Below are 16,206 nucleotides of genomic sequence, written 5' to 3'. Positions count from 1 at the left end.
GGGAGCCGAATGGCTCCCTTTTTGTTGTTGTATGCTGAATTATGAGAACTGATTCTGGTTTAAGATATTTACTGCAAGCGTTGCCTTTATGAACATCAAAAAGCAAACCTTCCTTCTTTTCTTTTGTTTCACAACAGTCGGCACCTTCTTGCATGAATGCGGGCATGCACTCGCCGCAATTATGGCTGGGTGCGGGGCTATTATTCACTATGGCTGGACCAATTATTATCGTTGTCGGAACAACAGCGAAGCCTGGGATTTAATCAAAGGTCTCGCCGGACCGTTTGTCAATATCCTGATCGGAAGTGTTGGCTTTGTATTGTTGTCCCGCAATTGCAGAAGAGGAATTCGTAATCAGGAAGTTTTACTCGCGGCTATTTCGTTTTTCTGGAGCAGAGAAATTGTCGTGTGGGTTGCAGATTTGTTTATTAAACCGTACTGGTATAAAAATGCTTTTGTTTCGGACGAGGAAAGAGCATCTCTTCAGTTATTTGATAAACCGTTTGTGTTTTCAATACTATTCGGTGTCATCGGAATGCTTGCTTGCGGCATAACTGTTTTCCGTTTATTGGAAAAGGAAAAACGCCTTTCGTTTATCATCTTCGGAATGCTGGGTTCAATCGCAGGTTATCTGTTTTGGTTTCATTTTTTAGGCCCGGTTTTGTTGCCATAGAAGCGCATTTTTTTAAGTCGTTAAGTTGTGCCAAAGCATCATCACTCTTATTCGCTAGCGTGATGTTATTAATTGTTTATTAATTAATTACGCGTTTTCAATCTTAACTTTTCGGAAGAGGAAAACTAGAGTAATAGGCATAACTTTGTATTATAATAAGTTATCAAGGTTATCCACACTCGGTTAGTTTCTTCTCCTAGGAACTCATGTACGATTTGAATAAATTCGTAGAGAACACATCGCCCACATTTTCCACTTCTAAATTCGATTTTCATGAGCGCAAATACTTCCAAAAAAGGGTTGTCATTTCAGCGGCACTATACCAGCGACGGCATCAGTCCGTATGACATGTTTACTTACGATTACCGCACCTCTGTGATTCGAAATCCCAACGGAGAAAAGGTATTCGAGATGACCAACGTGGAGGTCCCGGGTCATTGGTCGCAAATTGCAACAGATATACTTGCGCAGAAATATTTCCGTAAAGCCAGCGTTCCACAACCAGACGGAACATTAGGCCGTGAAACTTCCATCAAACAAGTAGCCCATCGCCTTGCAGATTGCTGGAAAAGCTGGGGTAGCCGTTATGGCTATTTTGCAACCGAGCAGGATGCAATGATTTTTTATGATGAGCTCGTGTATAGTATTCTTCATCAAAGCTGCGCACCGAATTCGCCACAATGGTTTAATACCGGCCTTTTCAATAGCTACGGGATAGATGGTAAAGCGCAAGGTCATTACTATGTAGATCCGGTAAGTGGTAAACTGGAGCGTTCACAAAACGCTTATGAACGTCCGCAGCCGCATGCTTGTTTCATTTTGAGTGTAGAAGACGATCTGGTGAACGATGGCGGTATCATGGATCTCTGGGTGCGTGAAGCTCGGATTTTTAAATACGGTTCTGGTGTCGGTACCAATTATTCCAACCTTCGCGCAGAAGGCGAAAAACTGAGTGGCGGCGGTACCTCCAGCGGGTTGATGAGTTTTCTGAAAATAGGAGATCGTGCGGCTGGTGCCATTAAAAGCGGTGGTACCACACGTCGTGCTGCAAAAATGGTTTGCCTTGATCTTGATCATCCTGAAGTGATCAATTTCATTGACTGGAAAGTAGAAGAAGAAAAGAAAGTCGCTGCATTGATCGCCGCGGGCTATTCTTCCGATTATGAAGGAGAAGCGTACAAAACAGTTTCAGGTCAGAATTCTAATAACTCTGTACGTATTCCAAACGAGTTTTTCCGCAGGCTTGTAAATAATGAAGAATGGGAAATGACGGCGCGCACGGATGGCCGTGTGATGCGTAAAATTGCTTCTAAAGAGCTTTGGGAAAAGATCGCCTACGCCGCATGGCGTTGTGCGGATCCTGGTACACAATACAACACTACAATCAACGAATGGCATACTTGTCCGGAAGGTGGCGAAATACGCGCTTCTAATCCATGTTCAGAGTACATGTTCCTCGACAATACAGCCTGTAATCTGGCGTCACTCAATCTCCGTCGTTTCTTCAATGAAAGCGATAACAGCTTTGATGTGGAAGGCTTTGAATACATGACACGTCTTTGGACGGTAGTGCTGGAAGTGTCTGTGTTGATGGCGCAATTTCCATCACCGGAAGTGGCTCAGCTCAGCTATGATTACCGCACGCTGGGTTTAGGCTTTGCGAATCTTGGGTCAATGCTGATGGTAAGCGGTATTCCTTACGACAGTGAAGAAGCGCGTGCGATTGCGGGAGCAATTACAGCAATTATGAATGGTGTTGCCTACAAAACGTCTGCTGAAATGGCGGAATGTTTAGGGGCATTTCCGCGTTATCAGGAAAACAAAAAGCATATGCTGCGTGTAATGCGCAATCACAGAGCTGCGGCTTATGACGCAACAGAAGCGTATGAAGATCTTGAGATAAAACCAAACGGTATTAATGCACGTTACTGTCCGACTTACTTGCTGAAAGCGGCCACAAAAGCCTGGGATGAGGCGGTGCAACTTGGTGAGCAATTTGGCTATCGTAATGCGCAGGCAACTGTAATTGCGCCTACGGGAACGATAGGTTTGGTGATGGATTGTGATACAACCGGCATTGAGCCTGATTTTGCGTTGGTGAAATTCAAAAAGCTTTCGGGTGGCGGGTATTTCAAGATCATCAATCAATCGATTCCTTTAGCATTGAAAAATCTGGGCTACAAACCCGAAGAAGCAGATGCGATTGTGAAATATGCAAAAGGCAACGGCAACTTCGGCGGAGCGCCTTATATCAATCATCAGAGTCTGAGTGAAAAAGGATTTATCGCAGAAGAACTAAAAAAACTGGACACAGCTGTAGAAAGCGCATTCGAAGTGAGTTTCGTTTTTAACGTGTATACGCTCGGCGAAGAATGTTTGCAACGGCTGGGATTCAAAGCAGAACAGTATTATGATATGGAATTTTCGCTGCTGCATGAATTAGGATTTACCGACGAAGAAATAGAAGCGGCAAACGATTATGTGTGTGGTACCATGATGATAGAAGGCGCGCCCTATTTGAAAGAAGAACATTTGCCGGTATTTGATTGTGCCAATAAATGCGGTAAAAACGGAGAACGATACATTCATGCTCATGGCCATATTCGTATGATGGGTGCAGTTCAGCCATTCATCAGCGGTGCGATTTCCAAAACGATCAATCTGCCAAATGAAGCCTCGGTGGATGAGATTAAGGACTGCTATTATTTAAGCTGGCAGCTGGGTTTGAAAGCCTGTGCATTGTATCGTGATGGTTCAAAATTGAGTCAGCCGCTAAGTAATAAAAGCGATAAGAAAAAGAAAACATCAGATGTTTCTTCCGAAGAATTGAAAGAAGAAAGTGTAAGTATTAATGCGGGCAATATCGTTGATATGGGCAAGCTCACAATCGATGAATTACTGGAGGAAGTGAATAAACGCGTGCAGGAAAGTCCGGATACACAACTGAAACGCCAGCTGAGCCGTATTGTAGAACGCAAACAATTGCCAGCGAAACGCAGAGGATATACGTTCAAGGGAAAAGTAGGCGGACAACCTCTATTCCTGCGTACCGGTGAATATGGAGATGCTACACTCGGCGAAATATTTATTGATATGGCCAAAGAGGGTGCTACGATGAGAAGTCTGCTAAACAGCTTCGCTATAGCGGTTTCGGTAGGTTTGCAATATGGGGTGCCGTTAGAAGAATATGTTGATAAATTCATCTTCACTCGTTTTGAACCTTCAGGGGTTGTAGAACATCCGAACATCAAAAATGCGACTTCCGTACTTGACTATATTTTCCGTGTGCTCGCTTACGAATATCTCGATAGGGTAGACCTGGTGCATGTTCCGGATCCGCACAGAATGGATGAGACGGGAGAAAGCGATACTCAAAATGCCGCACAGCAGCAATTGTCGCAAGTAAGAGTGACGGCTCCGCAACCGGCAAATAGACCGCCGCAAACATCAATGGTTCCCAAACCAGTAACCGTTGCACAGAATACAGCCGATATCAAAAAAATGATGGGAACCAGTGCCGATGCTCCTGCTTGTCGTAACTGCGGAAACATCACGCTACGAAATGGTACTTGTTATATGTGTCCGAATTGTGGTACTACAACCGGGTGCAGTTAAACCAATAAAAAGCAGAACTTTGAAACCTGGCACAATTGTTGCCAGGTTTTATTTTGTAAACAAAATCAAGCTATGAATCGAATTACGACATTGCTGCTTGCGGGAATGCTGCTTGCAAGCTGCGGTAATAACAATCATAAAGGAAACACTGGTACGCAAAGCGCTGCAGTAGAAAATACAAATGCGGATGCGCCGATGCCAGTTAATTCATACAGACGTTTTTCTGGAACGATCGCAGGACAGCCTGTAGTGATGCATCTTGTGGAAATGGATAACGGCTCGTTTATGGGCAACTATTATTATGTGAAGCAAGGTCGCTCTATTGATGTCTATGTGGTCAAGGATTCAACCGGAACAAATAATTATACGGTTGAAGAACAAGTGGGTAAGGGCGATGTTGCAAACGCACACTGGAATGCAACGATTACAAACGGTGCTATAAAAGGGAAATGGTTAAGTGCGGACGGAAAGAAAACGTATGATATAGATCTGAAAACAGAACTCCCGGCCGGAAGCATGCCGTTAGAAGTGTATAGCGATCGGGATTCATTAGCATTGTTTCCCGGAAAAAAAGGAACGCCATCAGCGGATATAAGTTTTACGCTGCTGCTGCCAGCTGAAGATGCTAATAAAGAAGATGCCGCGTTTGTAAAAACGACATTATTGAACGTGCTTGGTTGTGATTCAATGCATGAGACAGATATAAAATCCTGCATCAAAAGATCAATTCAGGAATATGCAGGTTCTTACAGATCTGATGCCGGTGAATTGTATGATTCTACTTCAGAAAATGCAAGCCTGAATTATTACAGTGCTTCAGTATTCAACGTAATTTTTAATGAAGATGGCTGGCTGGTATTGCAGAACACGAGTAGCAGTTATGAAGGAGGCGCACACGGTAATTACGGAAGTTCTTATCTCAATCTCGATCTTGTCAACAAGAAAGAATGGAAACTGGAAGATATCATGACTGTTGATTCGGCAGCGCTTTCTGCTTTGCTCGAAACCGAAGCAAGATCATTGTTTAACATACCTGCCAAGCAAAAGCTGGGCGAGTCTTTGCTGGTAGACAAGATCGATGCTAACGGAAATGTATACGTCACCAACACCGGCATTACGTTCCATTATGTGCCGTACGAAATTGCAGCGTATGCTTTTGGTGAGAGTGACTTGTTTATTCCGTATTCGAAATTGAGTAATTTATTAAAGCCGGAGTTTAAGAAACGGATGAAATTATAAGTGTGAGTGGTCAGTTGTGAGTGCTCGGTATTGTCGACAGTCCCAAAGAAACTCACAACTGACCACTCACCACTCACATCAACGATATTAACGGTTTACAGGGGCTGGATTCATTTTGCTTAAATAATTGGAAACATAGGCGTCAGAGCAGTTCCAGGAAAGCCAGGAATAAGTTTGTTCACGGGTTTGGAAGTCTCTTATTCTCACACGCAATATTCCCTGCCAGTCGCCCTGATCGCTGGGATTGTTTCCAAACAGCGTTGTTCTATTCTCTTCAAGTGTTGGCAATACTTTATCCGAAAGACTAAACAGAAATGCGTAATCGAGTGTTACTTCATGTGCATGCCTGATGTTGTACCGTGCAATCATTTCATCCCAATGAATACAACTTGCGATCACCAACAGACAAACGCCGGCCCATGCATTCACGCGGAAAAGATAGTAGGTGCTTTTTCTGTTGTAGATCTTTAAGAACATCGTAATCAATCCTACCAGCACCATAAAAAGAAATACCAACACGCCGATCCGTTTGTAGGCCAATCCATAATATTTGATGTAGTAATAATCGCGCAGCAAAACAGAAATGACAAGAATGCTGTTTTGAATAATCCACGCATACGCTCCGTATTTCAGCCATTTATTTTTCTTGTAGAAATTGAGGTTGCCTTTGAAGAAAATCAGTAAAATCGCGATCGCGCAGAAGATAGAAAGAATCAGCATTTCCGTTCCTTCATGTACCAATTTGTAAAGTGGTTTATTCGGGTCGAAAGAATAATGCAGCCATACAAAATCGATGTCGATACAATTCACGACAAACAACAATCCATTCAATAACGTGAGACTTAAAACGCCAATGGTGTTTGCATTTTTCAATGCGAGATTTTTTAATGGTTCGCCAAAAATATCCTTGTGACGTTTTCTGATTCTTTGCAGCACATCTTCCTGGACCATGTCCTTTTTACTGAAATATTGATTTTGCACGCGTTCCAGAATAGAACCAGTGAGATACATGCCCCATAGAAAAAAGCAGATCCGCGCAAAGCTGATGATTTCAAAAAAGTAATTGAGTGCTCTTTGCAATTTGTAAGTAAGATTATTCCACAAATCTGAAAACACGGGATTGGCAGCGGTATAGAACATGATAAAAATGATAAGCAGCGCAATAGGGATAACTGACAATTTCATAATCCGGAGCAGACGAGACTTCATCGGCTTCTTTTTCCTTCCTTCCAGGATGGTTCGGAAATCGAGATATAAACTGAAGGGCAGGAATACGAAATTGAAAAGATAGGAGCCAGCTGCGTACCATGCTGAGCGGTGGTTGTATTGCACAAATGCCGTCAGTAAAAATAATGTAAAGAAATAGGTAATCTTACTGAGGTCCGTATTTTGATACAGTATGGCTACAAGCGAAATAAGATGTCCTAATAGCAGCACCTGTACATTTCTCTTTTTTATTGCTTCAGGATAAAGCATCAATAACGATGGCAGCAAAACGGCATCAAACAGAACTGCATTCAGCGCTAATTTTTCATCCCAGAAGACAATATTGAATGTCAGTGCGCCGGTAATAACCAGCAAAAGGCGTTTCAAATAAATGTTCATGATTTTATGTTTAAAAAGTACTTTGAAATTCAAAGTTTAAAGGCAAAAAAAATTTTACTTCGTTTTACGGATCATTTGTTCCAATGCGTCCAGGTGCTGACGGAATGCTTTTTCGCCAGCTTTGGTAATACTATAGGTTGTGTTGGTCTTACGCCCGATGAATCCCTTCTGCACTTTCACAAAACCGCTTTCTTCCAGTCCTTTCAGGTGACTGGCCAGATTGCCGTCCGTTACCTGCAGCAATTCTTTCAGCTCATTATAGCTGATCTCGTCATTGATCATCAGCACGCTCATAATACCGAGCCTGATCCGATTATCAAATATTTTATTAAGGTTCGAAATGTCAACATTCCCGGCCATCGTCTTACACTGGATTTTTGTTTCAGAAATTAGGGTTTGTCGGTTAGTTCCTATCGTATTTCCACCACATAATGGCGCCGTACACAATATGCATTACACCAAATCCGATGGTCCAGAAATAAATTCCGTAACCGATATTCCAGCAGCTCAGTAATCCAAGTATCAGTTGGGCGATGCCAAGCCAGCGGATTTCGCGGTAAGTATATTTGGAAGCGTTGAGCAAAGATAATCCGTAGAAAATAAGACAGGCAGGTGCCACCAGTCCGAAATAACTCATCTGCAGCAAACGGATGATGAAGAGCCCGCCGGTTACCAATGGAATTGCGCCATTGATGAGCAATCGTGCAGAAGTTTTACCCCAGATAGGAATGTTTTCTTTCTGACTTTTGATATAGGTAAAAATAAATGCGGTAATAAACGCTGCGATAAAAGTGCAGGCTGCAATCAAAAACAACGGGTGCGAAATAATGCCGGAAATCGAATGTCGGTTGACCATCTGCGCGGTTGCAGCATTAGAAGGCACAAGGTTCTGATAATCGCCTTTCACATAAGGATAAGCTACCGCTGCGCCGCCCAGCGCACAAACGCCCGCTGCTATACCGCTCCAGCCGCTGAGGCTGATAAAGCGACTGCTGCGCTCCATCATGGTACGTATATCTTTTAACGCATCGAGTGTTTGTTCTTCCGACATAAAAGCACTTTGAAATACAAAGTAATTATTTGTTTCTTCAAATTCCAAATATTTTGTTGGACCGAAAATGTTAAAGCTTTCGATAAGTTCCTGTACAGCTGTTTTCTATCGATAAAAAAGTAAAACGTCTTCAATGCCAGGAATCTTATTTTTGCATTAATTATTCCGTTTATGGAGGAAAATCTCTCACAGTTACAATATCCGATTGGTATCTATACCGCGCCGGATAATTACGACGAAAAACAGTTGAACTTTTGGATTTCAGCCATTGAAGCATTGCCTAAATGGTTGGATTATTGTATTGAAAATCTCGACGAAGCGCAGCTGAAACAACCATACCGCTTGGGAGGATGGAACAGTATTCAGATCATCCATCATCTGGCCGATAGTCATGCGAATGCTTATATCCGGCTGAAGCTGGCGCTGACTGAGGAAAATCCCGTGATTAAACCATATGATCAGGATCTTTGGGCTGAATTGCAGGATATTTATAGAGTACCGGTAAATGTTTCCATTACATTGCTGCATGCACTGCATCTCCGTTGGGTAGCGGTATTGAAGAATCTGAAGGAAGATGACTGGAAACGTTCGTTTTTTCATCTGGAGCAGAACAAACTGGTGCCAATATGGGAGATGACCAGCCAGTATGCATGGCATGGCCGTCATCATATGGAACAGATCCGCCAGATGCGGGAGCGGAATAATTGGTAATACGATAATGAGACAATTCGATAATTGCCCGCGCTGTTATACAGCCGTTGTGTAATACATAATGCGGGTCATTGCGAGGAGGAAGTACGACGACGTGGCAATCTGATTTCGCGCTTACCAAAACAAAAGCTCAAGAAGAGCGATGAATCGCGAATGACCGCGAAGATTTTTTAACTGAAGCAGAACATTCATGAGGCAGATATTTACGCCTGTCCGGCGGCTGGTGTTGCAGATAATTTTACTCTTGTGCTGCTATTTTCTGAGTCGTTGTTTTTTTACGCTCGTTAATATAAAACACTTCGGAGGCCTTTCCTTTTCGGGCTTTCTGGAACTGGCGTTTTATGGGATCCGTTATGATTTGTCTGCAATTTTTGCGGTCAATGGATTGTATATGCTGCTTTTTCTTTTGCCGGTGCCAATCTGGAAAATGCCGCGATGGGAAAAATTCACACAGTGGTTATTCGTCATTGTAAACGGATTGACGTTTGGTTTTGAATTAAGTGATTGGGCTTATTATCCTTTTAACTTCAAACGTTCTACTGCCGATGTGCTCAACATGGTGGGACGCAAAGGTGACTTCTGGTCGCTGCTGCCACGTTTTCTGGTTGACTATTGGTATGTGCCGCTGGCCTGGGTAGGGCTATGGTTTGTTCTGATTAAACTCAATAAAAAGATTGTAAAGAAAACGCCACTCGAAAAATCGTTTGATCTTTCCATGTACTGGATCATGGGGCTCTGGCAGTTTGTGCGTTTGATACTTTTTGCAGGAATTGCAGTAGTTGCAATCCGTGGTGGTTTTCAGTACGTGCCGATTGGCGTCCGCAATGCAGTGCAGGTAACTGAAAGTAAATATGCGCCGATAGTGTTGAACACTCCGTTTAGCATTATTACTACGTTTCAGAACGATAAATTGCCAGATGTTCATTTCTTTCCTGATCAGGAATTGTCTAAATATATTGACCCGATAAAGCAGTATGGTGGTCGTCCGGTGCAGCAAAAAAATGTGGTGCTGATCATTCTCGAGAGCTTTTCAAAAGAGTTTACAGGCATCGGTGGCCATACCAGTTACACGCCGTTCTTGGATAGCATTATGCAACATTCACTTGTTTGTGTGAATGCTTATGCCAATGGATTACATTCTGCCGAAGGCGTGCCAGCAGTGATTTCCGGCGTGCCTTCTTTGATGGATGAATCAATCACGACTTCCGTTTATGGTGCCAACCGATTGACGGCTTTGCCGAATACCCTGCATGAAATAGGCTACAATACTGCATTTTATCATGGCGGAACAAATGGTACCATGAGTTTCGATGTGTTTTGCGCAGCCGCGGGTTATGAAAAATATTATGGTCGCTCGGAGTACAATAACGAAAAGGATTATGATGGTAATTGGGGAATTTGGGACGAACCATTTCTGCAATATTTTGAACGCGGCATCAATAAAATGAAACCGCCGTTTATGGCAACGGTTTTTACATTGAGCTCGCATCCGCCATTTAATATTCCGGCGCAGTATAAAAATGTTTTCCTGAAAGGGTCCATTCCGATTCATCAGTGTATTGGTTATACTGATATGGCGTTGCGTAAGTTTTTTGAAGCTGCCGCAAAAGAACCATGGTACAATAACACGCTGTTCGTCTTCACGGCTGATCACTGTTCGCCGACAACTGCATTCTCAGATCACCAGAAAGGGATGGGGCAATATGAGATTCCGATTATTTTCTACGCACCTGGTGATAGCTCTTTGCGTGGTCACATAGATACACTCACGCAGCAAATCGATATTTTCCCTTCGGTGATGGATTATCTTGGTTACGATAAAAAATTCTTCGCTTATGGCAACAGCATTTTTCGTCCGGCACAGCATCGTTATACCATCAATTTCATAGACGGGGTTTATCAATGGCTGAGCGATGGTTATTTGCTGCAATCAGTAGAAACCAATCCCACGGCTTTGTATGAGCTTCCGCAAGACAGTCTCTATCAAAACAATCAACTGCATGCCAACCAAGCTATGACGCAACATCAGCTAGATTATCTCAAGGCCTTTATTCAAAGCTATCGCAACGGACTAAACAGAAACCAACTCTGGGTTCAATAAATTCAAAAATCAAAATTCAAAAGTCAAAACATGTATTGTGTCTTTCAACTCGTGCATGGTTTCATTGCAGTGTGTTTTTTGACTTTTGACTTTTTAATTTTGACTTAAAGGTTTTTTGACTTTTAGTGTACCTTTAGCCGTCCAAAACACACATTATGGCAACAGGATTATTACATCTACACAATCTGCTGCGCTGGGTCGTACTTATTTTCGCCCTGCTTACATTGATAAAAGGTTTCAGCGGCATGAGCGGCAAAAAAGCATTTACCGCAGGCGATAAGAAAACCGCAATGTTTTTAATGATCAGTTGTGATATCCAATTGTTGCTCGGCCTGGCACTTTATTTTATGAAAGGCTGGTTTAATGTGTTGACAAGCGGCAGTGAATTCATGAAATTACCGGCACAGCGTTTCTTTGCATTGGAGCATGCAGTCGGTATGATTATCGCCATTGTTTTAGTACACATTGGCTACGCTGCTACGAAAAAGAATGTTGCAGATGGAACCAAATTCAAAAAAATGTTTTGGTTTACCCTCATCGCATTCATCATTATCATGGCTACCATTCCTTGGCCTTCCCGTGAAGCCATAGGTCGTCCGATGTTTCCTGGCATGACAGTTGGTGCATGATCCGTAAAATAGTTCAACCTTTTTATACGATATGGGCGCTCTCTACTTTTGTGATGAGCGTCCTTCTTGCATTTCCCCTGTTTGCACTCATTGCTATCGGCAACAACAGCAAAGCAAGAAAAGCCATCTGGTGGATCATCCGCAATTGGGCGAAGCTTTGGTTAGTGATGATCGGTATGCCGATGCGCCGGTCAAAGAAACGGCCACCGGCAGGAAAGTATGTGGTCATTGCCAATCATATTTCTTATATCGATGCCATTGTAATTTTCCCGGCAGTTCCCGGTTATTTCCGCGCATTAGGTAAAAAGGAATTTTCGAAAATTCCGGTCGTTGGTTTTATCTACAAACAGATTGTATTGATGGTAGACAGAAGTAGTGCATATAGTCGTGCAAAAAGTATGCGTCTCATGTGGCGCGCGCTGAAGCGCGAATGTAGCGTGCTCATTTTTCCGGAAGGTACTTTCAACGAAACCGAAGAACCGCTCAAAGACTTTTACGACGGCGCATTTCGTCTCGCCATTAATGCACAAACATCATTATTACCCATTCTGCTTCCCGATACCGTAGATCGCTGGCATTACAGCGCCTGGTGGAAACTCTGGCCGGGCAAAAACCGTGTCGTTTATATGGATCCCATTTCGGTAGACGGCTATACACACGCTGATATCCCCGTTCTGAAAGAGCATTTAAAGCAATTGATGGCGGCGGAGCTGGTGAGGTTGAAAGGTTGATACGTTTATACGTTGATACCTAATGTGGGAACGATACACTGATTTCTTCTTAATAATAGTGTCGTATAGCCTTGTAAAACAATAGTTTATTAGAATGACGGGGCCTGTCAACATTTCAACGTATCAACCTATCAACGTAAATGCGTAAATTCGCGCAAATTTTAATAAATACTCATGGCCTTACAAGTAGGTATCGTAGGACTTCCAAACGTAGGAAAATCAACGCTTTTTAATGCGGTAAGTAATAGCGCCAAAGCACAGGCGTCAAACTATCGCTTTTGTACCATAGAACCCAATGTAGGGCAGGTGGATGTTCCGGACGAACGCCTCGCGAAACTGGCAGAACTCGTTCAGCCACAACGCATCGTGCCAACTACAATTGAATTTGTGGACATCGCCGGTCTGGTAAAAGGTGCCAGCAAAGGCGAAGGTCTCGGAAATAAATTTCTGGCGAATATCCGCGAAGTAGATGCAATCGTACACGTGATCCGTTGCTTCGAAGATGAGAATATCCTTCGTGAAGAAGGCGCCATCAATCCGGTAAGCGATAAAGAAATCATCGATACAGAACTGCAGCTGAAAGATCTGGACAGTGTAGAAAAGAAAATGGCGCGCGTAGAGAAAATGGCGAAAAACGATCCGAAAGCAAAACGTCATCTGGAAGTATTGCAACGTTGTCAGGCGCATTTGGGTGAGGGTAAAAACATCCGTGGTCTGCAACTCGAAGGTGAAGATCTCGAAGCAATCGCTGATATCTTTTTGCTGACGCAGAAACCAGTTCTTTATGTTGCTAACGTAGACGAATCTGCTATTCATACAGGCAACAAATACTCAGAAGCTTTGGTGAAAGCTGGTGAAGAAGAGGGTGCTAAGGTAATTGTAATGAACAATTCTATCGAAGCGCAGATCTCTGAAATGGAAAGCGAAGAAGATAAAGCGCTGTTCCTAGGAGAATACAACCTCGAAGAACCAGGTCTGAACCGTTTGATTCGCGCTGCTTACCAATTGCTGAATCTGATCACTTACTTTACTGCGGGTGTTCAGGAAGTACGTGCGTGGACCATCCACCGCGGCTGGAAAGCGCCACAGGCGGCAAGTGTGATTCACACTGATTTTGAAAAAGGGTTCATTAAAGCAGAAACCATCGGTTACAATGATTATGTACAGTATGGCAGTGAAGCAGCTGCCCGCGAAAACGGAAAGCTGCGGATTGAAGGAAAGGAATACATAGTGGCCGACGGCGATGTGCTCCACTTCCGCTTTAATGTTTAAAAGATACGATCCCCCTTTTACAGGGGGATTTTTATTTCCGGCTTATTTATTCTGCTGCCTTACTCCTTATCTTTACGAATCAACAAGTTCATGCTAACCTTTTTAATAAAATGAAATACTTACCAATACCATCGAAGTTATACACGCAAAATCGTCAGCGTTTCATCAAAAAAATGAAGCCGAATTCCATTGCCATTTTTCCAGCCAATCCTGTACTGCTGGAAAACGGTGATGCTGTTTACAACTACAAGGCAAACTCTGACGTAGTATGGCTTTCAGGTATTGTGCAGGAAAAAACAATGGTGATCCTGTATCCGGATAATGCCGACGCATCTTCACGTGAGGTATTGGTAGTACAGCGCCCGAACGAAATGCTGGAAAAATGGAATGGTCATTTGCTGCGTAAAGAAGAAGCGACTGCAATTTCTGGCATTCAGAACGTACAGTATGTTGACAGTATCGAAGCGCAACTGCATATGTGGATGCACCATGCGGATACGGTTTATCTGAACACCAATGAAAATGATCGTCTGAATACAGAGAATCCACGTTTGGATCTGTTGTTTGTACACGATTTCATGAAACGTTATCCATTGCACCAATACGATCGTGCTGCGCGCATCATGAAAGAAGTTCGTGCGATTAAAACGAAAGAAGAAGTAGAGGTATTAAAAACGGCCATTGACATTACGGGCAAAGCGTTTGATCGCGTGATGAAATTCATCAAGCCGGGCGTGATGGAATATGAGATTGAAGCAGAGATCACACATGAGTTCCTGCGCAATCGTGCTACACGTCATGCATACGGCTGCATCATCGCGTCAGGCGATCGCGCGCGCGTACTGCATTACGTAGACAACAACCAGGAATGTAAAGATGGCGAATTGATCTTGATGGATTTTGGCGCAGAATATGGCAACTACAATGCAGATCTTTCCCGCACCATTCCAGTAAATGGTAAATTCAGCAAACGTCAGAAAGAAGTCTACAACGCTTGTCTGGCGGTGCATATGTACTGTGCATCTATCCTGAAACCAAGCATCAACTACGCAGATTATATCAACAAAGTGAATGCTGAAATGGAGAAACAACTGATCAAAATCGGTCTGATCTCTAAAGCAGATATCAAAAATCAGGATCCCGCAAATCCGGCCTGGCGCAAGTATTTCTATCATGGAATCGGCCATCATCTTGGTTTGGATGTACATGATCTGGGTACACGCAATCAGCCAGTGAAAGAAGGGATGGTATTTACGATTGAGCCTGGTATCTACATTGAGGAAGAACAAATGGGCATTCGTATTGAAAATAACTACTGGCTTACGAAGACCGGAAACATTGATTTGTTCAAAGGTATTCCGATGACAGTAGAAGAGATTGAAGCTGCAATGAAACGCAAATAAGCGTAACGAAATAAACAAAAGGGACTGTCTTGTTTTAAGGCAGTCTCTTTTGTTTATAGAAGAAATTTTCCCTTTCGTTTGGCATGGAATTTGATCTATAACAAGCAACTTGTTTGTCTATAAATCAATGAAGAAATTTGTCTTTTCGTTAGCCGTAATTTTTGGAGTTTGTTCTCAAACGAATGCTCAAGGAATCTCTACGCTTAGAATGGGTCCGTTAAAGCTGGGAGCTACACCCAAAGAGGTTGCCGCTGCGCTCAAAACAAAACTTCGCTTAAAGAAAAGGCGCGCGGATTACACTTACGAAGACACACTTACGATCAAACGTAATGGCGAAAATTACCGGCTATTGTTTTCTTATTCTTTTAACCAGGATAAACCAATAGCCTACCTCTGCAATATTTATTCAAATAACACGAAGCAGAAAACACCGGCCGGTATTGGTATTGGTTGTACTAAAGCGCAGCTGCTGGCAGCCTATGACTATCAGAATCTCGATATTAGAAATGATAACGATTTTGCCAATTCAAGAACACAATATATTACGCTATATGATTGCGACAGCGGGACTCAGATCATCTTTACGCTCGTGGATCATTTTATCGCTGCAATGGAAATTACTTATACAGCAAATGACTGCTGATGGATCAATGGAATCTCTTCTATAAAAAAGGCTGAATTTTTAATTCAGCCTTTCTTCTTTTTAATATCGCAGTTGTTTTTTATCTCAGACGATCGAGCGATTTCACCAGCTTCTCATCTTTGCGGATGCCTTTCATCGCCAGGAAAAGGAAGATAAGGGAAATTACCGGTAATACCGCCAGTACGCTATAAGCGCCGCCTGTAGCAGGTGGGGTGGCATTGTTCAGATTACCGACACGCATAATAGTTAAGGCAATGAAACCGATCGTAGCGACAACGCTGAGTGTTATTAAGCCTTTCTGCTGTTTACGATTCTTAAACAGGAAAATGGCAAATAACGGAAGTATCGTGATCAGTGCCGCAACAATCAGCAAAGGGTAGTAGTTGGTGACATTGATGGCGGTAGTAGTGTCCGTTCCATTTTGAATGATGTGTGCAGTGTATAGATCAATTCTGAACAACACTGCGTTGATGAGCATGGCCAGAAGCAGCCAAACGGTTTGTATTCTTTGTATCATAGTAAGTATTTTAAAA

General features: G+C 42.9%; 14 protein-coding genes. 10 read left to right on the top strand and 4 right to left on the bottom strand.

Annotation, left to right across the window (positions count from 1 at the left end; translation table 11 throughout):
* Window positions 1–88: 88 nt before the first annotated feature.
* The 3 genes from DN068_RS09785 to DN068_RS09775 all read left to right on the top strand — a co-directional run bounded on the left by DN068_RS09785 (window position 89) and on the right by DN068_RS09775 (window position 5,527).
* The gene (locus DN068_RS09785; RefSeq protein WP_123985299.1) at window positions 89–673 is read left to right on the top strand and encodes a hypothetical protein; all 585 of its coding nucleotides are present in this window, start codon (window positions 89–91) and stop codon (window positions 671–673) included.
* A 273-nt stretch (window positions 674–946) separates the two neighbouring features.
* Window positions 947–4,288: a vitamin B12-dependent ribonucleotide reductase gene (locus DN068_RS09780; protein WP_110998728.1), complete on the top strand. Its 3,342-nt coding sequence runs from the start codon at window positions 947–949 to the stop codon at window positions 4,286–4,288.
* Window positions 4,289–4,360: 72 nt separating this feature from the next.
* On the top strand, window positions 4,361–5,527 hold the full coding sequence (locus DN068_RS09775) for a DUF3298 and DUF4163 domain-containing protein (RefSeq protein WP_110998727.1): 1,167 nt from the start codon (window positions 4,361–4,363) through the stop codon (window positions 5,525–5,527).
* 87 nt (window positions 5,528–5,614) lie between these two features.
* Here the strand turns inward: DN068_RS09775 and DN068_RS09770 are convergent, their stop codons facing one another.
* From DN068_RS09770 to DN068_RS09760, 3 genes are read right to left on the bottom strand one after another with little or no spacing between them, the layout of a single operon-like run.
* Entirely contained in the window at window positions 5,615–7,132 is a 1,518-nt protein-coding gene (locus DN068_RS09770; protein ID WP_123985298.1) for a DUF4153 domain-containing protein, read from the bottom strand.
* A gap of 54 nt (window positions 7,133–7,186) precedes the next feature.
* Complete coding sequence (locus DN068_RS09765) at window positions 7,187–7,492, bottom strand: winged helix-turn-helix domain-containing protein (protein ID WP_110998725.1); 306 nt, start codon at window positions 7,490–7,492, stop codon at window positions 7,187–7,189.
* Between the two features lie 43 nt (window positions 7,493–7,535).
* On the bottom strand, window positions 7,536–8,183 hold the full coding sequence (locus tag DN068_RS09760) for a hypothetical protein (protein WP_110998804.1): 648 nt from the start codon (window positions 8,181–8,183) through the stop codon (window positions 7,536–7,538).
* A gap of 171 nt (window positions 8,184–8,354) precedes the next feature.
* Between DN068_RS09760 and DN068_RS09755 the strand changes: the two genes are divergently transcribed.
* From DN068_RS09755 to DN068_RS09725, 7 genes are all read left to right on the top strand, one after another.
* The gene (locus tag DN068_RS09755; RefSeq protein WP_110998724.1) at window positions 8,355–8,894 is read left to right on the top strand and encodes a YfiT family bacillithiol transferase; all 540 of its coding nucleotides are present in this window, start codon (window positions 8,355–8,357) and stop codon (window positions 8,892–8,894) included.
* A gap of 190 nt (window positions 8,895–9,084) precedes the next feature.
* Entirely contained in the window at window positions 9,085–10,995 is a 1,911-nt protein-coding gene (locus DN068_RS09750) for an LTA synthase family protein (protein ID WP_110998723.1), read from the top strand.
* 155 nt (window positions 10,996–11,150) lie between these two features.
* The gene (locus DN068_RS09745; protein ID WP_110998722.1) at window positions 11,151–11,624 is read left to right on the top strand and encodes a hypothetical protein; all 474 of its coding nucleotides are present in this window, start codon (window positions 11,151–11,153) and stop codon (window positions 11,622–11,624) included.
* Window positions 11,621–12,355, top strand: coding sequence for a lysophospholipid acyltransferase family protein (locus tag DN068_RS09740; RefSeq protein WP_110998721.1), 735 nt, complete (start codon window positions 11,621–11,623; stop codon window positions 12,353–12,355). The genes DN068_RS09745 and DN068_RS09740 overlap by 4 nt, the downstream gene beginning before the upstream one ends.
* Window positions 12,356–12,529: 174 nt before the next feature.
* Window positions 12,530–13,627 carry a redox-regulated ATPase YchF gene (ychF, locus tag DN068_RS09735; RefSeq protein ID WP_110998720.1) on the top strand — a complete coding sequence of 366 codons (1,098 nt, stop codon included), beginning with the start codon at window positions 12,530–12,532 and terminating at the stop codon, window positions 13,625–13,627.
* A gap of 110 nt (window positions 13,628–13,737) precedes the next feature.
* Window positions 13,738–15,030: an aminopeptidase P family protein gene (locus DN068_RS09730; RefSeq protein WP_110998719.1), complete on the top strand. Its 1,293-nt coding sequence runs from the start codon at window positions 13,738–13,740 to the stop codon at window positions 15,028–15,030.
* Window positions 15,031–15,238: 208 nt separating this feature from the next.
* Window positions 15,239–15,673 carry a hypothetical protein gene (locus tag DN068_RS09725; protein WP_207798894.1) on the top strand — a complete coding sequence of 145 codons (435 nt, stop codon included), beginning with the start codon at window positions 15,239–15,241 and terminating at the stop codon, window positions 15,671–15,673.
* Window positions 15,674–15,752: 79 nt separating this feature from the next.
* Here the strand turns inward: DN068_RS09725 and DN068_RS09720 are convergent, their stop codons facing one another.
* Entirely contained in the window at window positions 15,753–16,190 is a 438-nt protein-coding gene (locus tag DN068_RS09720) for a DUF4293 domain-containing protein (RefSeq protein WP_165836341.1), read from the bottom strand.
* Between the last annotated feature and the right edge of the window lie 16 nt (window positions 16,191–16,206).

The organism is Taibaiella soli (assembly GCF_003236175.1).
Taxonomy (GTDB): Bacteria; Bacteroidota; Bacteroidia; order Chitinophagales; family Chitinophagaceae; genus QKTW01.
The sequence above is the reverse complement of the archived record's forward strand: the minus strand, read 5'-3'. Positions and strand labels throughout refer to the sequence as shown.